This window comes from Campylobacter sp. CH246 (assembly GCF_004378835.1).
GTDB classification, from domain to species: domain Bacteria; phylum Campylobacterota; class Campylobacteria; order Campylobacterales; family Campylobacteraceae; genus Campylobacter_D; species Campylobacter_D jejuni.
On record NZ_RYYA01000005.1, the window covers coordinates 21,897 to 43,812 of the forward strand.

Below are 21,916 nucleotides of genomic sequence, written 5' to 3' on the forward strand. Positions count from 1 at the left end.
AATTTTGTTTTATACAAAGGATAAATCATGAGATTTTTTCTTTCTCCTCCGCATATGGGCGGCAATGAATTAAAATACATAGAAGAAGTTTTCAAAAGTAATTATATAGCACCTTTGGGTGAATTTGTAAATCGCTTTGAACAAAGTGTAAAAGATTATAGCAAAAGTGAAAATGCCTTAGCTTTAAATTCAGCTACAGCGGCTTTGCATTTAGCTTTAAGGGTGGCGGGGGTAAAACAAGATGATATTGTTTTGGCTTCTTCTTTTACTTTTATCGCTTCAGTAGCACCTATTTGTTATCTTAAAGCAAAACCTGTATTTATAGATTGTGATGAAACTTATAATATCGATGTAGATCTGTTAAAGCTTGCTATTAAAGAATGTAAAAAAAAACCAAAAGCATTGATTTTAACTCATCTTTATGGTAATGCTGCAAAAATGGATGAAATTGTTGAAATTTGCAAAGAAAATGACATTGTTTTAATCGAAGATGCTGCCGAAGCTTTAGGAAGTTTTTATAAGAATAAAGCTTTAGGAACTTTTGGAGAATTTGGAGCTTATTCTTATAATGGTAATAAAATCATCACCACTTCAGGTGGAGGTATGCTTATAGGAAAAAATAAAGAAAAGATTGAAAAGGCAAGATTTTACAGCACTCAAGCAAGGGAAAATTGTTTGCATTATGAACATTTAGATTATGGTTATAATTACCGTTTAAGCAATGTTTTAGGAGCTATTGGTGTAGCACAAATGGAGGTTTTAGAACAAAGAGTGCTTAAAAAAAGAGAAATTTATGAGTGGTATAAAGAATTTTTAGGAGAGCATTTTAGCTTTTTAGATGAGTTAGAAAATTCAAGAAGTAATCGTTGGTTAAGTACAGCTTTGATTGATTTTGATAAAAATGAACTTAATGCTTGTCAAAAAGATATAAATATCAGTCAAAAAAATATTACTTTGCATCCAAAAATTTCAAAACTCATAGAAGATTTGAAAAATGAACAAATAGAAACAAGACCATTATGGAAAGCCATGCACACTCAAGAAGTATTTAAAGGAGCTAAGGCTTATCTTAATGGCAATAGTGAGTTATTTTTCCAAAAAGGAATTTGTTTGCCAAGTGGTACGGCGATGAGTAAAGATGATGTTTATGAAATTTCAAAACTGATTTTAAAGAGCATAAAGGCTTAAAATGATTTTTTATAAAAGCAAAAGATTAGCATTTTTTTTAACTTCAGATATTGTTTTAATTTTACTTAGTGTTTATCTGGCTTTTTCTTTGAGATTTAGTGGAGATATTCCGAGCATTTTTTATCATGGTATGATGGTTTCTGCTATTATTTTGCTTGTTTTAAAACTTTCATTTTTGTTTGTTTTTAGAATTTATAAAGTAGCTTGGAGATTTTTTTCTCTCAATGAAGCAAGAAAAATTTTTATTGCTTTGCTTTTAGCTGAGTTTTGTTTTTTTCTTATTTTTTATTTTTTTAGTGATTTTTTTAATCCTTTTCCAAGAAGTGCTATTGTGATAGATTTTGTTCTTTCTTATATGTTTATAGGTACTTTAAGAATTAGCAAAAGAATGCTTGTGGATTTTAAACCTTCTAAAATGAAAGAAGAAGAAACTCCTTGTATTGTAGTAGGGGCAACTTCTAAGGCTTTGCATTTGTTAAAAGGTGCAAAAGAAGGTTCTTTAGGGCTTTTTCCTGTGGGCGTAGTTGATGCGAGAAAAGAGCTTATAGGGACTTATTGCGATAAATTTGTTGTAGAAGAAAAAGAAAAAATAAAATCTTATGTAGAACAAGGGGTAAAAACTGCCATTATTGCTTTAAGACTTGAACAAGAAGAGCTTAAAAAACTTTTTGAAGAACTTGTAGCTTATGGTATTTGCGATGTAAAAATATTTTCTTTTACAAGAAACGAAGCAAGAGATATCAGTATAGAAGACTTGCTTGCTAGAAAACCAAAAGATTTAGACGATAGTGCTGTTGCGGCTTTTTTAAAAGACAAGGTAGTTTTGGTAAGTGGAGCAGGTGGAACTATAGGCAGTGAACTTTGTAAGCAATGTATTAAATTTGGTGCTAAGCATCTTATTATGGTTGATCATAGTGAGTATAATCTTTATAAGATCAATGATGATTTAAATTTATATAAAGAAAAAATTACTCCTATTTTACTGAGTATTTTAGATAAGCAAAGTTTAGATGAGGTGTTAAAAACTTATAAACCTGAGCTTATTTTACATGCAGCCGCTTATAAACATGTGCCTCTTTGCGAACAAAATCCACATTCAGCAGTAATCAATAATATTTTAGGAACTAAAATTTTATGCGACAGCGCTAAAGAAAATAAAGTAGCTAAATTTGTGATGATAAGCACAGATAAAGCAGTACGACCAACAAATATTATGGGTTGCACTAAAAGAGTTTGTGAGCTTTATACTTTAAGTATGAGTGATGAAAATTTTGAAGTTGCTTGTGTGCGTTTTGGCAATGTTTTAGGTTCTAGTGGTAGTGTGATACCGAAATTTAAAGCACAAATTGCCAATAATGAGCCTTTAACTTTAACACACCCTGATATAGTGCGTTATTTTATGCTTGTGGCTGAGGCAGTGCAACTTGTTTTACAAGCTGGGGCTATCGCAAAAGGGGGAGAACTTTTTGTTTTGGATATGGGTAAGCCTGTGAAAATCATAGATTTAGCTAAAAAAATGCTTTTACTTTCTAATCGCAATGATTTAGAAATTAAAATCACAGGCTTAAGAAAAGGTGAGAAGCTTTATGAAGAGCTTTTGATTGATGAAAATGATGCTAAAACGCAATATGAGAGTATTTTTGTAGCAAAGAATGAGAAGGTTGATCTTGATTGGCTTAATAAAGAGATAGAAAATTTACAAATATGTGAAGATATTTCAGAGGCTTTATTAAAGATTGTACCTGAATTTAAACACAATAAAGAAGGTGTATAATGTATATAAAAGATATACAAAGATTTGAAGATAATCGCTATCGTGCTAGAGCTTATATGAGTTATATTTTAACAAGAAATCTACCCAATAAACTTCCTGACATTCACCTTGAAACGATTAAAACAGCTTTGGATAAAATAGCTCATGAAGTTGTTGTTTTTGATGCTTTGTATATTTTAGATATTTCAGGCATGCAAATAGAAAATGCGATTTCCTTAAATAAGGCTCATGAAATAGGACAGGGCGAGGATAGAAGTACTCGCTCTTATTTTTATAGAGCTGTAAAATTAAGAAGATGTGTTTTGAGCGATCCTTATCCTTCGGTTTTAAATAATGAGCTTTGCGTGACAGCTTCTATGCCAATTTACGATGATAAAAATAACTTGCTTTTTGTTGTTTGTATTGATATCAAGCTTGAAGATATTTTAAAGATTATTCAAGCAGGAAAATTTGAGTTTGTTTTTACTCAATTTAGTCGTTTGGTATATTTTTGCTTCGCACTGGTTTTATTTGTGATTACTTGTTTTTTATTTCAAAAAGGTTTTTTTAGTCTTTTTGATAATCAAGCTATAGGTATAGAACATATGTTTGAAAGTACCATCGCTATAACTTTGGCTTTAGCTATTTTTGATTTGGCAAAAACTTTGATCGAACAAGAAGTATTAGGAAGGACAAAAAAAGAAGAAGGTGGAATTCAAAAAACTATGGTGAGATTTTTGGGTTCTATTATCATTGCTTTAGCTATAGAAGCTTTGATGTTGGTATTCAAACTTGCTATTGGTGATCTTTCTCAGATGATTTATGCGATTTATCTTATCGGTGGAGTGAGCTTGCTTCTTTTAGGTTTAAGTGTATATTTATTTACGGTTAAGTATAAAAATAATAATATTTGAGTAAAAATTTAAGTAAAAGATGATATAATGCTGTTTTTTAAAATTTTTTAGCTTGATTAATAAGGCTAAAAAGGGTAAAATAAAACTATAAAAACTTTGAAAGGACGAAATTGTGAAATTGTTAGTTGTTGATGACAGTTCTACTATGAGAAGGATTATTAAAAATACCCTAACAAGACTTGGACACGATGATGTTTTAGAAGCTGAGCATGGCGTTGAAGCTTGGGATTTATTAACTAAAAATGAAGATGTAAAAGTTTTAATTACAGATTGGAATATGCCAGAAATGAATGGCTTGGAGTTGGTAAAAAAAGTAAGAGCAGAGAAAAAATATGAAGATATGCCTATCATCATGGTTACAACTGAGGGCGGAAAAGCTGAAGTGATTACTGCCTTAAAAGCTGGCGTAAATAACTATATTGTAAAACCTTTTACTCCACAAGTTTTAAAGGAAAAACTTGAAGATGTTTTAGGAACAGGAAGTGGAGAAGGTGCAGCTGAGTAAAGGCTGATTTTTAAAATTCTAAATGCAAAAAAAATATTATGAATTGTTCTTTATCGTAGAAGAGCGGTATAAAAATTTATTTCTTGATTTTGCTTTTGATTTAGGTATAGAAGCTATAGAAGAGAAAGATAATGGTGTTTACATTAGATCCCATGAGAGTTTAGAAGAGCTTTCATGGGCACTTGAAATATTTGCTCAAAAACTTACAACTACTTTCAATTTAAACCATAAAATTATTTCTAATTTAAGTCTTGTAGAGAAAGAAAACAAGGACTGGATACAAGAATATAAAAAAGGCATAAAACCTATTTTAGTGGATAATGTTTACATCCATACAACTTGGCAAGAAGAAAAGAAGAATTGTATAAATATAAAGATTAATCCGGCATTAGCCTTTGGCTCAGGACATCACGAAAGCACATATTCTTGTGTAAAATTTTTACAAAAATTTTCTAAAAGTAAATTAAGAGCTTTAGATCTTGGTTGTGGTAGTGGAATTTTGGGTATTATTATGGCAAAGTTTGGCTGTAATGTTGAAATTTGTGATACTGATGAGTTGGCTATTGATAGTTCTTTAGAAAATGCAAGATTAAATGGTGTCGATTTTCACAAGGCTTGGTGTGGATCTATAGATAAAGCAAATGGTTTATATAATCTAATTGTTGCAAATATCATTGCAGATGTGATTTTAATTTTAGAAAAAGATATTAAAAACCATTTAGAAGATAATGCTATACTTATTTTGTCGGGAATTTTAGATAAATATTCAACAAGAATTAAAGAAAAATTTCAAGATTTGGAACTCATTGATGAAATGCAAATCAATGAGTGGTGTAGTTTTGTATATAAAAATAATAAAAAAGGATAAGTAATGAATAATAATACCCCAAATAATAAGGGTAATCCGCAGGGTAATAATTTTTTTAACAAAAATCCCATTTTTATTTTTGCGATTTTTGCAATTGTAATGATAATTATTTTTAAGGGATTTTTTGATGGCAATGGTTCTTTTGGCGGGGCATTGAATGGCAATGAAGTAAATAAAAATGTCCCTTATTCTGAGTTAAAAAAGCTTATTGAAAGTGGGCAAATTAATCAAGTTAGCATAGGACAAACAACAATCAAAGCGATTTCAAGCTCTCACAATACTGTTTATACAGCAAAAAAAGTTAATGATCCTGAGCTTGTGAGTTTACTAGATAGTAAAAATATCGCTTATGGTGCGTATTCTGAAACAAATTGGTTTACAGATATACTTTTTTCATGGGTTTTACCAGTATTTATTTTCTTTGGTATTTGGATGTTTTTGGCAAGTCGTATGCAAAAAAATATGGGAAGTTCTATATTGGGTATAGGAAGTTCTAAGAAGCTTGTAAATTCAGAAAAACCTAAAGTAAAATTTAGCGATGTAGCTGGTGTTGAAGAAGCTAAAGAAGAAGTAAAAGAAATTGTAGATTTTTTAAAGTATCCTGAAAGATATATTAAATTGGGAGCGAAAATTCCAAAAGGACTTTTACTTGTTGGACCTCCAGGTACAGGAAAAACTTTGCTTGCAAAAGCAGTTGCAGGTGAAGCTGATGTGCCGTTTTTTAGTGTTTCAGGTTCGTCTTTTATAGAAATGTTTGTGGGTGTAGGTGCTTCTCGTGTGAGAGATTTGTTTGAAAATGCAAAAAAAGAAGCTCCAGCTATTGTTTTTATAGATGAAATAGATGCTATTGGTAAAAGTCGTGCAGCAAGTGGCATGATGGGTGGAAACGATGAAAGAGAGCAAACTTTAAATCAGCTTTTGGCTGAAATGGATGGCTTTGGGACAGAGAGTTCTCCAGTCATTGTTTTGGCAGCAACAAATCGCCCAGAAGTTTTAGATGCAGCACTTTTAAGACCAGGAAGGTTTGATAGACAAGTTTTAGTTGATAAACCTGATTTTAAAGGTAGGTGTGATATTTTAAAAGTGCATATGAAAGATGTCAAAATTTCCCCAAAAGTTAAAGTAGAAGATATAGCACGCTTAACCGCAGGGCTTGCAGGAGCTGATCTTGCAAATATTATTAATGAAGCAGCGCTTTTAGCGGGTAGGGATTCTAAAAAATATGTAGAACAAAATGATTTAGTTGAAGCTGTCGAAAGGGCTATAGCAGGGCTTGAGAAGAAATCACGTCGTATTAATGAAAAGGAAAAGAAAATTGTTACTTATCATGAATGCGGTCATGCTTTAATCGCTGAAACTACCAAAGGCGCAAAACGTGTAAGTAAGGTTTCTGTGATTCCGCGTGGTCTTGCAGCTTTAGGTTATACTTTAAACACTCCTGAGGAAAATAAATTTTTAATGCAAAAACATGAACTTATTGCTGAAGTAGATGTACTTTTGGGTGGTCGTGCGGCTGAAGAAGTGTTTATAGGTGAAATTTCAACCGGTGCAAGTAATGATTTAGAAAGAGCAACCGATATCATAAAAGCTATGATTTCTATGTATGGTATGAGTGAAATTGCAGGGCTTATGGTGCTTGAAAAACAAAGAAATACTTTCTTAAGTGGTGGACAAACTATAAAAGATTATTCTGAAAAGATGGCAGAGTCTTTGGATGATTATGTAAAGAAAACCTTAGATGAACGCTATAAAGATGTTAAAGATACTTTAAATACTTATAAAGGAGCGATTGAAACTATGGTTGCAGCCCTTTATGAAGAAGAAACTATTGAAGGTGCTAAAGTGCGTGAGATTATTAAAGAGTTTGAGGATCAAAATAGTCTACCAACACGTTTACAAGAGCTCGAAGAAGTTAAAACTGAAGTTAAAGTAGAAGAATGAAAGATTTTATTACAAAAGATGGATATTTAAGTCTTATTATTTTAAGCTTGATTTTTATTTTTGTGTGGATTTTTTATTCTTTTTCCATCTTGCTATTAGTATTAATTGCAATTTGTATTTTTCTTTTTAGAACACCTAAAAGAGAACTTGTTTGTAGTGATGAAAAAGCTATTTTTGCGCCTATAGATGGTAGGGTTACTAAAATAGAAAATATTCATCATAAAGAATTGGGTGAATGTGTTGAAATTACTATTAAAAATGCTCTTTATGATGCTGGGAATTTTAATACACCTTTTGCAATGTCTATAATAGATATTCGTTTACGACATGGGCTTTTTTTGTGCAGTGAATTAAAATCTGCAAAAATGATGAATGAAAGAGCTTTTATTTTGGCAAAAGTTAAAGAGAATAAAACGATAGCCTTGCGAATCTATGCAGGTTCTTTTGATAGAAAATTAAAGCTTGATAATATTTCCCATGATTTAAAAGCAGGAGATAGAATGGGTTTTTTAATCAATGGCTCCGTAAGTTTACTTTTACCAAAAGATACTAGAATTCATATAGGCTTAAATGATGAAATTAAAGCAGGTTCATTGCTAGGCTATTTTGCGTAAGGAAAAATAATGAATAACAGACCGCAACTAATTTATATTTTACCCAATCTTTTTACAGCTGCTTCAGCTTTTTTAGGGGTTATTTCTATTATAGCTTCAATACATGGAAATTATTATACAGCTTTGATTTATATTATTTTATCTTTGATTTGTGATGGGCTTGATGGCCGCGTTGCAAGACTTACAAATTCTACTTCAAAATTTGGAGTAGAATTTGATTCTTTAGCTGATCTAGTAGCTTTTGGAGTTGCTCCAGCGGTTCTTTTTTATATGGCTATAGGTTATGATTTTGGAAAGCTTGGATCTTTGATTACAGCTTTTTTTGTGGTTTTTGGAGCTATTCGTTTGGCGAGATTTAATGTCACCACAGGCACTTATGAACCCTCCGTTTTTATAGGTCTTCCTATACCTACTGCAGCAGTTGTGAGTGCTATATGGACTTATGCGTTTATCAGTTATGATTTTTTAAAGCCTTATGGTGTAGTTTTTTTGGTGCTTCAAGCAATTTTAGGGCTTTTAATGGTAAGTAATATACGCTATCCTAGCTTTAAAAAGCTTGATTTTAATCGTTCTAGTGTTTTAAAAGTTTTGATTATTTTAATTATAATATTTTCATTTTTATATCTTTATCCTCTTGAAAGTTTAGTAATTTTAGCAAGCTTGTATGTGCTTTATGGGATTATTCGGGTTTTATATACCATTATTGTTTCAAAATTTAAGATAAGAAATCAAGAGTAAAATTTTTCAATGACTTCGCATTCTTCTTGAGTGAAGCCAGCTTTGATTCTTGCTTGAATGTTAAGTTTTTTTCCTGCAAGAGAGAATTGTTTAAACGTTTTACAAAGCTCGATAAAATCATACTTGTTTTGATTTGCAAATTTCCACCAAGTATCTCCTTTTTTAACGTGTTTTATTTCATCATTAAGTATAATTTCAAGATATTCCATTAAAAGATTTTTAATGGAATGATTGGAGCTTTGAAGTTTTTGAACAACAAAGGGGTTGGCATCAAGCCCTTTAGCTTCTAAACCTCTATGAACTATTCCCATTCTAAAGCTTAAAGAGTCTTTTGTAGCTTCTAGAGCAGATTCTAAATTATCATGCACTGGAAAATCTCCATATTTGTAACCAAGTTCTTCAAGTGCTGAATTTAAAAGTTTGAAATGTTTAATTTCCTCATCTGCCACCTCCAGCCAATCGTAATAAAATTGCAAAGGTAGATTTTTAAAGCGATAACTCGCATCTAAAGCCAGGTTAATTGCATTAAATTCTATATGAGCGACTGAATGAATTATTTTAGCAAGCGCATGAGTTGAATTGACAAATTTAGGCCTTCTTATACGTGTAGGATGAAGCAAGGTAATTTGTTGCGATGTATTTTTTTTGAAAATGCTTTGATGCTCGTGATTAAAAATAAATTTGTGGCTTTTAAAGTCTTCATAAAAATTTTGAAAAGAGTGAAATTTTATAGTTATATTTTTTTCATATAAAATATCTTGAAGTTCTTGAAAAAATTCTTTTTGCATTTAAAACTTTCTTGAAAATTATAAAAATTTATCATTTAAAATTGAAATTTTAATTATATAATATAAAAATTATTTTACAAGGGTAGATCATGAAAGAATTAAATGAAGAAGAAAAAAAAGTAATTTTAAATAAAGGAACAGAAGCTCCTTTTAGTGGGAAATATAATGATTTTTATGAAAAAGGAATCTATCAATGCAAGCAATGTGGAGCTTCGCTTTATAAATCCGAAGATAAATTTAAATCAGGTTGTGGGTGGCCTAGCTTTGATGATGAAATAAAAGGGGCTGTTAAAAGAATTCCTGATAAAGATGGGATTAGAACCGAGATTGTATGTGCAAACTGCAATGGACATTTAGGTCATGTTTTTGAAGGAGAAGGATTTTCTGCTAAAAATGTAAGACATTGTGTAAATTCTATTTCTTTGGAATTTGTAAAAACTAAGGATTGATAGTGTTTTCTAGTATGGGTTCTGAGCTTTATTTGATGTTTTTTGCTGCAATTACTTTACTTGCCATATTAAATCCTTTTGGTAATTTAACTCAATTTTTGGCTATGAGTGATGGATTGCCTTTAATGCTTCGAAAAAAACTTTTTAGAACTATTCTCTATACAGCTTTTACTATAGTTTTGGTATTTTTATTATCAGGACCTTTGTTTATGAACTATATTTTTAGGGTTTCATTAGATGATTTAAGGGTTTCTGGTGGTTTGGTTCTTATTATAATGGCTATTAAAAATTTACTTTTTTCAACAAAAATTGCAACTAAGGATTTTAGTTCTTATCAGGATATGGATGATAAGGAAATTTTAAGACAGAGTTTAATACCTATGGCATTTCCTATGCTTGTTGGGCCTGGAACTTTAGCTAGTGTTATCGTTATAGCCGAAGATGGTGGGCTTGATGTTGCTCTTGGCGGAGTAATGATAGCTTTTATTTTTATGTTTATACTTTTTCATTTTGCAGCTACTATAGAAAAAATAGTTGGAAAATTGATTTTACATGTTTTTTCTCGTATAGCACAAGTATTTATTGCTGCTATGGGGTTTAAGATGATTATTGTAGGTTTAAAGGATATATTTAACTTATAAATTAATATAATTTTAAGTAAATAATACTATATAAATATGATATAATTTTAAAATAATTTATTATTAAAAAGGTGAGTTTTATGTTTGGTGCTAAGAAAAATAATACTGAAATAATTGAACAACTTGAAAAAAAGTGTAATGGTTTAGGAGATATTTTAAGATCTATTGGGAATACCATGGCAGTAATTGAATTTACCACCGATGGCGTTATTTTAGAGGCAAATCAAAATTTTTTAACAACTATGAAATACTCCCTTTCAGAGATCAAGGGCAAGCATCATAGTATGTTTTGTTTGCCTGAAGTTGTTAATTCTTCAGCATATAGTGATTTTTGGAAAGATTTAAGAGATGGAAAAGCCAGAAGTGGTCTTTTTAGACGTATAGCTAAGGGAGGGATAGATGTTTATTTAGAAGCAAATTATCTTCCAATTAGTGATAATAATGGTCATGTTTATAAAATTATTAAATTTGCCAATGATATAACTCAAAGACATTATGAAATGCTTGATCTTAGAAATACTATTGCTGCTGCTAATCGTTCTATGGCTATTATTGAATTTAAACCTGATGGGACTATTATTACGGCTAATGAAAATTTTTTAAGAACTATGGATTTTAATATTGATGAGATTAAAGGAAAGCATCATAGTATGTTCTGTGATTCTAATTATAGACACTCTAAGGACTATGTTCAATTTTGGGAAGATTTAAGAGAGGGCAAATTTCAATCAGGTAAATATATAAGATACGGAAGAAATAATAAAAAAGTATACCTTGAAGCAAGTTATAATCCGGTTAAAAATGATGATGGAAAAATTTACAAGGTTATTAAATTTGCTACAGATATAAGCGAACAAGTTAAAAAAGATCAAGAAAAACTTCGCCTCATAAGCGAACTTGCAGAAAAAAATGATAATCTTACTCAAGATGGAGATCGTGTAATTGAAAACACTGTTTCAAATGTTCAGAATATTGCTGATATGATGTCTCAAAGTTCAAATCTTGTTTCCTCATTAAATCAACAATCAGATGAAATTAAATCTATTATTCAGACTATTAGTGATATTGCTGATCAGACTAATCTGCTTGCTTTAAATGCTGCTATTGAGGCAGCACGTGCTGGTGAACATGGTAGAGGTTTTGCTGTTGTTGCTGATGAAGTAAGAAATTTAGCTGAAAGAACAGGGCATTCAGTTAATGAAATTACCACTACGATTAATTCTATTCGTAATGTTACATCACAAGTGGTTGAGAGTATTAAAAGCGGTTTAGAGGATGTTAATCAGAGTGTTGAACTTGCAAAAGAAGCAAGAGAATGTATGGAGAAAATTCGTGAAAGCTCTGCTGAAGTTGCTAAAGCAATGTCATAAGCGTGATTTTCACGCTTATTTTTTAAGTAATTAAATCTTTAAAATTTTTAAAACCACTTTCTTGATTGCATTTTTCTTTTAAAATATTTAAAAATTCTTTCCTAGAAATATTATGAGCACCCATAAATTCTAAATGTTGGTTATAAACTTGACAATCTATGATAAAATCATAAGGTTTTAATAAATCACAAAGTTTAATCATGGCAACTTTAGATGCATTTTTTTTAATGCTTACCATGCTTTCACCAAAGAAAACCTTGCCTAAAATTAAACCATAAATTCCACCTATAAGTTCATTATTTTCATAAAGTTCAAGGCTATGCGCATAGCCTTGGGTAAATAACTTATAATAAGTGGTAATAAATTCATCATCTATCCAGCTTTGAGAGCGTGTATCGCGACATAATGTAATTAATTTTAAAAAATCATAATCAAGTTTAATTTGATAGAGATTAATAAATTTTTTCATATTTTTTTGGATGTGAATTTGATTTGGAATTAAAATGCATCTAGGATCTGGACACCACCAAGTTACAGGTTTACTTGTCCATGGGAATAGACCAAAAGTATAAGCTTTTACAATAAAATCAGCTTCTAAATTTTGACTTAAAAATACAGGAGCATTTTTAGGCGCATTGAGTAATTTAGAATATAAATTCGAGCTTTCCATTTTTACCAAGTTTGATTTTAGCTATACCACCTTTTTTAAGCTTTCCAAATAAAATTTCATCACTGATTTTTTCTCCTATTTCCTCAGAAATTATGCGTTTTAAAAGCCTTACTCCAAATTCTTTATTATAGGCTTTTTTAGCTAAATAAATTTTGACTTTATCATCCACTGATAATTTTATATTATTTAAATTTTTAGAAATTTCATCAAGTTCTTTTTCGATAATTTTAACAAGTATAGCATCGTTTAAATCATTAAAATGTAAAATTTTATCAATGCGATTAATAAATTCTGGAGCAAAAAAATCTTTGATAGCACGATTACTTTTTTCTTCATTTTTACTTAAAAAACCAAGCTCATTGCTTTCTTTAAGTCCTAGATTAGATGTCATAATAATGATTGTATTTTTAAAATCTACTTTAAGACCGCTATTGTCGGTGAGTTCAGCATTGTCAAAAATCTGTAAAAAGGTATTGCTTAAATCAGGATGAGCCTTTTCTATTTCATCAAAAAGAACAAGACTGAAAGGATTTTTGCGAATAGCATTGCTTAAAAGTCCACCCTCTTCAAAACCTATATATCCAGCTGGAGATCCTATTAGTTTACTTATAGCATGTTTTTCTGCATATTCGCTCATATCAAAGCGCTCTAAATTTAAACCTAAAAATTCAGCTAAAGCTTTGCAAAGTTCTGTTTTTCCAACTCCACTTGATCCAGTAAACAAAAACACTCCGCGTGGTGTATTGGAATTTTTAAATCCCGCAAAACTTTGCTTAAGTGATGAAACAAGGCTATCTATAACTTCATCTTGGCCAAAAATTTTTGCTTTTAAATTTGTTTTTAAATTCATTAAAGCTTTATTTTGATCGAATTCAAACATTTTGTGATGGTGGGTCATTTTTGCTAAAACATTTTCTAAATCTTTTAAATTTGCATTTTTTTTAGCTTTTGGATTTAAAGCAAAAGAAGCGCCAAGTTCATCGATCAGATCTATAGCGCAATCAGGTAAAAATTTATCATTAAAAAATTTTTTACCCCAAATTACAGCATATTGAAGAATTTCATCGTTTAATTTTATATGATGAAATTCTTCATATTTGTTTTTTAATCCTTTAAGAATTTGCAAACTTTCTTCTTGGCTTGGTTCATCTACATTTATTTTAGCAAAACGGCGACTTAGAGGTTTATTTTTATCAAAAGTATTTTTATATTCCATAAAAGTTGTTGCACCTATGCATTTTAAAGTTCCATTACTTAGAGCTGGTTTTAAAAGATTGGAAAAATCAGTATGAGATTCTCCTGTGCTTCCAGCTCCTACTATAGTGTGAATTTCATCAATAAATAAAATAGCATTGGGTATTTTCTCAAGTTCATTTAAAATTTCTTTAATTCTTTTCTCAAAATCTCCACGGTATTTTGTTCCCGCAAGTATACTAGCCATATCAAGACTAAAAATTTTTGCATTTTGTAAGTTTTTAGGCACCTTTTTTTCCGCAATAGCCAATGCTAATCCTTCTACAATGGCCGTTTTGCCAACTCCTGCTTCTCCTACTAAAATAGGATTATTTTTCTTGCGACGTGAAAGAATTTGCATCATTCTTTCAAGTTCAAATTTTCTTCCTATTAAAGGATCAATCTTGCCATTTTGAGCTAAAAGTGTTAAATCACTTGTGTGGTTGCTTAAATTTTGTATATTTTCATGATTTTGAACTTCTTGAATTTTGTTAAGATTTATGTTGTGTTTTTTTAAGAGATAGCTAGAATAACTTCTTGAATCCTGTATGAGCTTTTCTAAAAAATCTATAATTTTAATTTCATTATTTTTATTTTTAGATGAAAGTAAGATTTCATCTAAAACAACAGATATTGTAGGTTCTATTTCTTGTTTAATAACTTGATTGTTTTGAGAAATGTAATTTTTTAATTCGGTTTCTAGAAGCTCAAGATCTCCATCTGAAAATTCTTCAAATATATCCTTAAAATCAGTGCTTAGTTTTAGTAATGCAAACAGTACATGCTCACAGGTAACAAATTCATGGTGATTTATTAAGCTTAGATTTTTGGCATTATCAAGATATTTTTGTAAATTTTCTTGGTATTTCATTCTTCTTCTACCTTTGCTTGTAGCGGAAAATTAGCAAGTTTAGCTGCATCCATAACTTTTTTTTGTTTTGAAAGAGCTATTTCTTGAGTGTAAATGCCACAAATTCCAGAACCATTGTGATGAATTTCTAACATTGTTTGACTTGCTTTCTCAAGGTTTTGATGAAAAATATTCATCAAAATTTCTATAACAAAATCCATGGTTGTTACATCATCATTTAAGAGTATAACTTTATACATTTTTGGTTCACTAAGTTTTGTTTGCTCTAGAGTTTGGGTTTTTGGCATTATTTTCCTTTGTAGATTTTATTTAAATCTTCTTGCATGAGTTCTGTTGGAATTTTACCAAGATAAAAATTTGTTGGAGTATTATTATTCCAGTAATCGCTTATTTTTTGATAAATTCCATTTTTTAAAACAACTTTAAAAGGAAGTTGCTCCATATTTTGATAGTCTATATCTTTTAAAATTTGAGCAATAATACGATCATTAGAGCTGCCATTGCTTAGAAAATAGTAAGCACCATAATCATCCGCGAATTTTTTAACTGTTTCATCGCTAACATCTTCAAAATGTGTAAGTCCTATAATGATAAATTTGCTAGAATTATTTTTCCAAAGTTTGCTAAGATCTAAAGCTTCTTCTTTGCATGGGGTGCAAAAAGTGCCAAAAAAATCAAACATTAGAACTTTTCCTTCCTCTCCTTCTACCACAAAACCTTTATCTGTTCTTATTAAAGTTTTGCTTCCACCATTTACACTATTTAATACTATTTTATCTCCTTTGTGATACTCTTCAAACATAAAATCATTTTGAATTTCTTCTTCTTTGGAGCAAGCATTAAGAAAAAATGCTAAACTTATTAAAAATAGGGTTAAAATTTTTTTCATTTAATTTCCTTTATTTATAATTTTTCATAGCAGCTCTAGCTTCTAAATCGGCTTGCTTTTTCTTTAAAGTTTCACGCTTGTCGTGCAAATTTTTCCCTTTAGCTAAAGCAAGAGTGGCTTTTACTTTATTTTTTGTGTTAAAATAAAGATCTAATGCAACAATAGTATATCCTTCTATACTTACTTTACCTAATAATTTATCAATTTGCTTTCTATGCATTAAAAGCTTTCTAGCACCTCTTTCTTCGTGTTTATAGAAAGAATGTGTAGTATGAAGCAATGAAATATGAGAATTAAGTAAAAAAATCTCATTTTTTATAATGCGAACAAAAGAGTCTTTAAGATTTGCTCTTCCTGCTCTTAAGGCTACAACTTCACTTCCTTTAAGGACAATTCCGGCTTCAAAGCGTTCTATGATGCTATAATCAAATAAAGCTTTTTTATTTCTCGCAATAATTTTCATCGATCAACCTTAAAAACACTACTACCGCTACCGCTTAGAAAAAAATCTTCTTGTAAGTAAGACTTCATTTTAGGATATAAAGTTGCACAAGGAGTAAATAAATCATTTAATTCTTTGTTTTTAAAATTTTGTAACAACTCTTTTGTGCTGAGTTTTTTGTAGATTTGCGCTTGATTATTGTTTTTTTGAAAGTCAAATATTCCTCTATCAAATTCATCATAAACAGCTTTAGTTTGGCAAGATATTTGTGGAAAAGTCCATTTTAAATTAGGTATGTCATCTTCAAATTCTTCTATAATTTCGCCACAGCCACTTACATTAGCAGAGTGAAAGCCACTTAAAAAAAAGGCAATATCGCTTCCTAGTTGTATGCTTAAATTTATAAGTTCTTGTAGGTTTAATTTTAAATTTAGGGTTTCATTCATTAGTAGTAAAAAACTCGCACAATCGCTACTTCCACCGCCAAGTCCAGCACATACTGGGATATTTTTTGTGAGTTTTAGGCTTTTTTTGCTAAATAATTCTTTTAATTCGTTGTTATATCTTTTAGAAAGTAGTAAGTAAGCCTTTTGAATAATATTATTTTCGCATTTAAAATTACTAATGATTTCAAATTCTTTTTTAGAGTCTGATTCTTTATCAACAAGCTCAAGCTCATCAAAAAGATCTTTTAAAAGTATAAATCGTGATTCTAAAAGATGATATTTTCTTGAGTCAAAACCGGTAAGTTTTAAAAAAATATTTGCTTTAGCGTAAGCTTTCATTTGATTAGTTTTTTGCTTAAGTCATCAAGTTTAATATCATTCTGAACAACAGAATGCAAATTTTCATCCTTTACTTGTTGAACAAGTTCTTTTCTAAGTATCATAAGGGATTTTGGAGCTTCTATGCCTATTTTGGCATATCCTTTCCCTGTTTGAACGACTTTGATTTCTATACCTTCTCCGATAATTATACTTTCATTTTCTTTTCTTGATAATATTAACATTTTTCAACCTTATTTAGAAGATATTTTACTGTATTTTCTTTAATATTAATTATGCTAAAATATTTTTCTGTTTCAATATAATAATCTCCTTCATCATGAAATTTTAATTCTTCGACAAAAATTTTAGCACCATTTTCGAGTTTATTTAAATCCTTGATAAAATTTGGCTTTAGGTTAATGTATTTTAACACATTTAAGCTTTTCTCATTATTATAAACAAATTTGCCTTCTTTAATGCGCTCTAAAGAGCTTAAAGTCGCATTAATACCTAGTTTTCTAGCAAAAAGTTCGCAATAAGATCTTATATAAGCACCTTCACTGACTGTGATTTCGATATTTAAAAAAGGATGATTATAGCTTAAAATCTTGCAATCAAATACTTCCATTTGGCAAGGTTTTAAATTTGCTTCTATACCTTTTTTTGCAAGTTCATAGGCGCGAGTTCCATTGATTCTTTTGGCGCTAAATTGCGGCGGTGTATAGGAGATAATTCCTTGCATTTGATCAATGATTTGTTGTAAATTTGCAAGATCAAATTCTTTTATATTTTTAATTTCTTTTATATTTTGATCATCAAGACTTAAGGAGTAAACTCCAAGCCATAAAGTAGCTTTATAGGTTTTTGGAGTTTTTTTTAAAAATCGGAAAAGTTTTGTGTATTGTCCAAACGCAACGATTAAAACCCCTTTGGCGAAAGGATCAAGAGTGCCAGAATATCCTGCTTTTTTATTTTTATATTTTTTCTTTAAAGTACTTAAAAAGGCATTAGAACTCAAACCTCTTGGTTTAAAGGCTGCAAAGATCTTATTCATACTGCTTTTTCCACAAAGCTTGCCATGATTACACGCATTATACCACCAAAATTAATATTAAGCTTTTCCTCTTTTCCGCTTTTATTAACTTCAACAACCCTGCCAATGCCAAAAATTTTATGTTTAACTAGATCTCCTTTGCAAAAACTAGTTTTTTGTATATTTTGATTTTTTGATTTTTTATTGATTAATTTACTTTCTTCTAAGAAGCGACTAGGATTGATATTTGCTCTTGAACCATGATAAAAACGAGAATTTGCAACACTTATTGTGAGAAATTTCTTGGCGCGAGTGATGGCAACATAAGCAAGACGGCGTTCTTCTTCGAGATTTTCTTCGCTATTTAAAGGAAAAAATCCTTCATCAAAGCCTATTATAAAAACATAATCAAATTCCAAACCTTTGCTAGCATGAATACTCATCAAGCAAACACATTCTTCATCTAAATTATCTTGATCACTTAATAAAGAAATTTCACTAAGTAGATCTTCTAAAGAAGCTTCGGGATCTTCTTTGAGTTTTTCTCTTAGATTAGCATAAAACTCATCAAGATTTCTGATTCTTTCATCTCCATCATCTTGCTCTGAAAAATAATCTTTGATTTTAAATAATTCTTCTATATTGTCAAAAACTTTTTTTGCATTATCGTAGCTTTTTAGAGTGTGAATATTTTGTATAAAAATATTTGCTTCATTTTGTGCTTTTTTTGTTGTTAAAATTCCTACACCGCCATCGCTTTCACATAAGGCATCAAAAAGTGAAATTTGACGTTTTTTTGCATATTCTTCTAAATTTTTTAGGGCTTTTTCTCCTATGGATCTTTTAGGGCGATTAATAATACGCCTAAACGACAAATCATCATTTGGATTTAAGATAAGTCTAAGATACGAGATTAAATCTTTTATTTCTAATCTCTCATAAAAACGCATACCGCTAAGCAGTTTATAAGAAATTTTTTCCTTCATAAATGCTTCTTCTATTGCTCTTGATAGTGCATTAACTCGAAATAAAACGGCGATCTCTTTAGCTTCTACTCCAGAATTTAGCAATTTTTTCACTTCTTGAGCGATATATAAACCTTCATCTTTTTCGTTTTCGTTTTTTAATATTTTAATATTTTCCCCAGTATCTTTAGTGCAGATTAAAGTTTTTCCAAGTCGTTGCTCATTGTGAGATATGAGATTATTTGCTGCTTGTAAAATAGTCCCTACTGAACGATAGTTTTGTTCAAGTTTTACAAGTTTAACATTTTTAAAATCGTTTTGAAAATTTAAAATATTTTCAATTTTTGCTCCACGCCAACTATAAATACTTTGATCATCATCACCAACAACTGTGATATTTTCATGCATACAACATAGATTTTTTAGAATTTTATATTGCAAGGTATTAGTATCTTGATACTCATCAACTGTAATGTAATTATAAAGTAAGCTTTGTTCTTTGGCAAAATTTATATCATTTTCTAAAATGAGATTGCTTAGCAATAAAAGATCATCAAAATCTACAAAATTTTGCTTTAATAAGTATTCTTCATAAGCACGGTAATAGTTGGCAAATTTGTATTCATTTTGATATTTTTCAAAATTATGTTCTTTTAGTAAATTTAAATCTTCAAAGACATTGCTTACTCTTTTGCCTTCATTTTTGCAATAAGATATGTATTGGATAATATCATAGACATTATCTTTGTTTTTATCATGGATTAAGTCTTTAATTATTTTTTTTGTATCATCTGTATCGATAACAATAAAACTATTTTTACGCTCCAATCTTTCAAAATGGAGTTTTAAAAATAAAAGTCCAAATTTATGAAAGGTGCAAAGCAAAGGATTGTGATTGCCTTGTAGAAAATTTAATGCTCTATGACGCATAACACTAGCTGCTTTATTTGTAAAAGTAAGAGTAAGAGTGTTATGTGAGGGGATGCCTACTTCACCGATAAGATAAGCAAGACGAGTGGTGATAGTTTTGGTTTTTCCACTACCTGCGCCTGCTAGGATAAGCATGGCTCCATCAATGTGGCTTACCGCTTGTTTTTGACTATCATTTAAATCTTCAAATAGATTCATTTTTTGAAAATATCTTTATTTTTTGGATTATTTAAAAATATATTTTTAGATTTTTGTAAATTTTTGCTATCTTCACGTTTATAAAGACTAAAATTAACGAATAAAATGCTATTTTCTACTTGAATTTGCGTGATAGCTCCTAAATCAACCTTTACAAAACTATCAAAATCATCATTTCCAAAACCTGCGTGAAATTGAATGAAATCTTTATTTAGTTGTATGGATTCAAAGGTGTATCCTCCAAGAGCAAAAAGAGCATAAGGATTTTGTTTAATATCAAGCTCTTTGGGAAGTTCAGGGTTAAAATCTATGAAATTTGTATTTGCAACTATGGAAAATTCTATATTTTCTTCTATAAGGTGTGAAATAACTTCATAACAATGCTTTTGCATGGTATGGATAAAATTTTCATTTTTTAAGATTGTTTCTAGCATGATTGTAACTCCATGAATTCATTGATGAGTTTTTGAATTTCTTTTATGCCTATTTCCCAAAAATTTTCATCTTCTATATCAAATCCAAACATTCCTACTAGTTCTTTTGGACTCACGCTTCCACCTAAAGAAAGCATTTTGATATAAAGTTCTTTAAAATTTTCACATTTTTTACTTTTGTAAAGTCCATAAAGAGCTAAAACTAAAAGTTGTGCATAGGCATAAGCATAGCAGTAAAAAGGAGAATGGATAAAATGAGGAATATAACTCCACCAAGAAGCATAATTTTTTGTAAGTTTTACGCTGTCTTGAAACATCCTTTGAGATTCTTCCATCCAAATTTTATTGATTTCTTCGGTGCTAAGTTCATTTTCTTGAGCATGTAAGCGTCTTTCAAAACAAGTAAAATTAATTTGTCTATAAAAAGTTGCAAAAATATCTTCGATTTTATTTGCATATAAAGATAGGAGTTCTTCTTTTTTTAACTTATCTTTAATAAAATCAAATACGAGCATTTCAGCAAAAACTGAAGCTGTTTCTGCGGTGGTTAAAGGCGTGTTTTGATTTAAATAGCTTACATTATAAGAAAGTTTTTGATGGATGGTGTGTCCTAATTCATGTGCAAGTGTAAAAAGATCGCGTCTTTTATCGGTGTAGTTTAATAAAACAAAAGGATGTGCATCAGAAGTTGCAGAATGTGAAAAAGCACCCCCTTGTTTATTTTCTTGTGGATAAACATCAATCCAGCCTTGATTAAAAGCATTTTTTGCTATATTATAAAATTGCGGAGAAAAAGCTTGAAATGCCTCTAAAACAATATTTTTACTTGTTTTAAAATCAAAACTTGCTTCTTTTCCTATGGGTGCATATCTATCATAGTCTTTAAGCTCATCATAGCCTAAAATTTGTTTTTTTCTTTTGTAAAATTGCGATACTAAGTTAAAATGTTTTTGCGCACTTGCTATCAAAGAATCAACGCTTTTTTGTGAAATTTGATTGCTGATATGTCTTGAAATTTCAGCATTTTCATAACCTCTTAATAAGCTTATATTTTTTCTTTCTGTTTTTATCATATTGATAATAAAACTTAAAAGTCTGCTATTTTTTTGCAAAACTTTACTGAATTTTTTAGCAGCTTTTTTGCGTATCTTTCTATCTTCATCATACATTTTGCTTAGAATTTCTTCTTCGCTAAGTTTTTTACCTTCAAAAGGGATTTTTAAAGCACTCATACTTTCATCAAAAAGTCTACTAAAAGCATTTGCACCTGTATTTGAAAGATAAAGCATAATGCGTTCTTCGTTTTTGCTAAGATTATAGCGTTTGTTTTGCAATAAATTAGAAAGATAAAAATCATAATCTTTGCAAAAAGTTGTAAATTCTCGACTTTTCTCAGGAGCTAACTCGCAAAATTCAAGCTCGAAAAAGAGTAAATTTTCTTCTATTTTTTTGCATTCTTCTTCGTATTGTGCGTAAAAAGAACCATTTTGAGTGTTTTTAGCAAAAAGCAAATAAGCATAAGTCATGATTTTACCAAGAGCTTGATTTAAATTTTCATAATCTTTTAAAGCTTGCAAAAACTCATTAGCATTTAATGCATAAAGTTTATTTTCATAGTTTTTTTTGAAATTTAAACTTTGTTGGATTTGATCTTGTGTAAAATTTTGTAATGCTTCTTTATCGTGGAATAAAGCACTTAAATCCCATTCTAACAT

At 29.9% G+C, this 21,916-nt stretch carries 23 protein-coding genes; 11 read left to right on the forward strand and 12 right to left on the reverse strand.

Features of this window, described 5'->3' with window-relative positions:
* Positions 1-27: 27 nt before the first annotated feature.
* From pglE to pssA, 8 genes are all read left to right on the forward strand, one after another.
* Complete coding sequence (gene pglE, locus ELQ06_RS04905; RefSeq protein ID WP_052797665.1) at positions 28-1,188, forward strand: UDP-N-acetylbacillosamine transaminase; 1,161 nt, start codon at positions 28-30, stop codon at positions 1,186-1,188.
* A 1-nt stretch (position 1,189) separates the two neighbouring features.
* Entirely contained in the window at positions 1,190-2,962 is a 1,773-nt protein-coding gene (gene pglF / locus ELQ06_RS04910) for a UDP-N-acetylglucosamine 4,6-dehydratase (configuration-retaining) (RefSeq protein ID WP_052797666.1), read from the forward strand.
* Complete coding sequence (locus ELQ06_RS04915; protein WP_002852871.1) at positions 2,962-3,855, forward strand: PDC sensor domain-containing protein; 894 nt, start codon at positions 2,962-2,964, stop codon at positions 3,853-3,855. The genes pglF and ELQ06_RS04915 overlap by 1 nt, the downstream gene beginning before the upstream one ends.
* 112 nt (positions 3,856-3,967) lie before the next feature.
* A complete protein-coding gene (locus ELQ06_RS04920) occupies positions 3,968-4,360 on the forward strand; it encodes a chemotaxis response regulator CheY (protein WP_002866134.1) in 393 nt (130 codons plus the stop codon).
* A 22-nt stretch (positions 4,361-4,382) separates the two neighbouring features.
* The gene (locus ELQ06_RS04925) at positions 4,383-5,228 is read left to right on the forward strand and encodes a 50S ribosomal protein L11 methyltransferase (RefSeq protein ID WP_002872220.1); all 846 of its coding nucleotides are present in this window, start codon (positions 4,383-4,385) and stop codon (positions 5,226-5,228) included.
* A gap of 3 nt (positions 5,229-5,231) precedes the next feature.
* The gene (gene ftsH, locus ELQ06_RS04930) at positions 5,232-7,169 is read left to right on the forward strand and encodes an ATP-dependent zinc metalloprotease FtsH (protein ID WP_044260493.1); all 1,938 of its coding nucleotides are present in this window, start codon (positions 5,232-5,234) and stop codon (positions 7,167-7,169) included.
* Entirely contained in the window at positions 7,166-7,783 is a 618-nt protein-coding gene (locus tag ELQ06_RS04935; protein ID WP_044260490.1) for a phosphatidylserine decarboxylase, read from the forward strand. The genes ftsH and ELQ06_RS04935 overlap by 4 nt, the downstream gene beginning before the upstream one ends.
* A gap of 9 nt (positions 7,784-7,792) precedes the next feature.
* Positions 7,793-8,521, forward strand: coding sequence for a CDP-diacylglycerol--serine O-phosphatidyltransferase (pssA, locus tag ELQ06_RS04940; protein WP_002859122.1), 729 nt, complete (start codon positions 7,793-7,795; stop codon positions 8,519-8,521).
* Here the strand turns inward: pssA and ELQ06_RS04945 are convergent.
* Entirely contained in the window at positions 8,512-9,309 is a 798-nt protein-coding gene (locus ELQ06_RS04945) for a ferritin-like domain-containing protein (protein ID WP_002866129.1), read from the reverse strand. The two genes, pssA and ELQ06_RS04945, sit on opposite strands and share 10 nt — an antisense overlap.
* Before the next feature lie 89 nt (positions 9,310-9,398).
* Here ELQ06_RS04945 and ELQ06_RS04950 point away from each other — a divergent pair, with 89 nt between their 5' ends.
* The 3 genes from ELQ06_RS04950 (at position 9,399) to cetZ (ending at position 11,769) form a co-directional block, all read left to right on the forward strand.
* Positions 9,399-9,758 carry a methionine-R-sulfoxide reductase gene (locus ELQ06_RS04950; protein WP_002826104.1) on the forward strand — a complete coding sequence of 120 codons (360 nt, stop codon included), beginning with the start codon at positions 9,399-9,401 and terminating at the stop codon, positions 9,756-9,758.
* A 14-nt stretch (positions 9,759-9,772) separates the two neighbouring features.
* A complete protein-coding gene (locus ELQ06_RS04955) occupies positions 9,773-10,399 on the forward strand; it encodes a MarC family protein (protein WP_002866128.1) in 627 nt (208 codons plus the stop codon).
* 80 nt (positions 10,400-10,479) lie between these two features.
* A complete protein-coding gene (gene cetZ, locus ELQ06_RS04960; RefSeq protein ID WP_002861827.1) occupies positions 10,480-11,769 on the forward strand; it encodes an energy taxis response protein CetZ in 1,290 nt (429 codons plus the stop codon).
* A 22-nt stretch (positions 11,770-11,791) separates the two neighbouring features.
* On the opposite strand, the gene aat is transcribed toward cetZ, so the two are convergent.
* From aat to ELQ06_RS05015, 11 genes are read right to left on the reverse strand one after another with little or no spacing between them, the layout of a single operon-like run.
* Positions 11,792-12,439 carry a leucyl/phenylalanyl-tRNA--protein transferase gene (gene aat, locus ELQ06_RS04965; RefSeq protein WP_002826100.1) on the reverse strand — a complete coding sequence of 216 codons (648 nt, stop codon included), beginning with the start codon at positions 12,437-12,439 and terminating at the stop codon, positions 11,792-11,794.
* Positions 12,414-14,543: an AAA family ATPase gene (locus tag ELQ06_RS04970; RefSeq protein WP_052797667.1), complete on the reverse strand. Its 2,130-nt coding sequence runs from the start codon at positions 14,541-14,543 to the stop codon at positions 12,414-12,416. The genes aat and ELQ06_RS04970 overlap by 26 nt, the downstream gene beginning before the upstream one ends.
* Positions 14,540-14,830: an ATP-dependent Clp protease adaptor ClpS gene (locus ELQ06_RS04975; protein WP_002852892.1), complete on the reverse strand. Its 291-nt coding sequence runs from the start codon at positions 14,828-14,830 to the stop codon at positions 14,540-14,542. Before ELQ06_RS04975 ends, ELQ06_RS04970 begins: the two co-directional genes overlap by 4 nt.
* Positions 14,830-15,432, reverse strand: a complete 603-nt coding sequence (locus tag ELQ06_RS04980) for a TlpA disulfide reductase family protein (protein WP_002888338.1) — start codon at positions 15,430-15,432, stop codon at positions 14,830-14,832. Before ELQ06_RS04980 ends, ELQ06_RS04975 begins: the two co-directional genes overlap by 1 nt.
* A 10-nt stretch (positions 15,433-15,442) precedes the next feature.
* On the reverse strand, positions 15,443-15,895 hold the full coding sequence (smpB, locus tag ELQ06_RS04985; RefSeq protein ID WP_002852861.1) for an SsrA-binding protein SmpB: 453 nt from the start codon (positions 15,893-15,895) through the stop codon (positions 15,443-15,445).
* Positions 15,892-16,659, reverse strand: a complete 768-nt coding sequence (locus ELQ06_RS04990) for a 4-(cytidine 5'-diphospho)-2-C-methyl-D-erythritol kinase (RefSeq protein WP_002877773.1) — start codon at positions 16,657-16,659, stop codon at positions 15,892-15,894. The genes smpB and ELQ06_RS04990 overlap by 4 nt, the downstream gene beginning before the upstream one ends.
* Complete coding sequence (gene csrA, locus ELQ06_RS04995; protein WP_002852854.1) at positions 16,656-16,883, reverse strand: carbon storage regulator CsrA; 228 nt, start codon at positions 16,881-16,883, stop codon at positions 16,656-16,658. Before csrA ends, ELQ06_RS04990 begins: the two co-directional genes overlap by 4 nt.
* Positions 16,877-17,695, reverse strand: a complete 819-nt coding sequence (truB, locus tag ELQ06_RS05000) for a tRNA pseudouridine(55) synthase TruB (RefSeq protein ID WP_002866123.1) — start codon at positions 17,693-17,695, stop codon at positions 16,877-16,879. The genes csrA and truB overlap by 7 nt, the downstream gene beginning before the upstream one ends.
* The gene (locus ELQ06_RS05005; RefSeq protein ID WP_052797668.1) at positions 17,692-19,767 is read right to left on the reverse strand and encodes a 3'-5' exonuclease; all 2,076 of its coding nucleotides are present in this window, start codon (positions 19,765-19,767) and stop codon (positions 17,692-17,694) included. The genes truB and ELQ06_RS05005 overlap by 4 nt, the downstream gene beginning before the upstream one ends.
* Positions 19,764-20,201: a hypothetical protein gene (locus ELQ06_RS05010; protein WP_002852822.1), complete on the reverse strand. Its 438-nt coding sequence runs from the start codon at positions 20,199-20,201 to the stop codon at positions 19,764-19,766. Before ELQ06_RS05010 ends, ELQ06_RS05005 begins: the two co-directional genes overlap by 4 nt.
* Positions 20,195-21,916 carry a M3 family oligoendopeptidase gene (locus tag ELQ06_RS05015; RefSeq protein ID WP_052797669.1) on the reverse strand — a complete coding sequence of 574 codons (1,722 nt, stop codon included), beginning with the start codon at positions 21,914-21,916 and terminating at the stop codon, positions 20,195-20,197. Before ELQ06_RS05015 ends, ELQ06_RS05010 begins: the two co-directional genes overlap by 7 nt.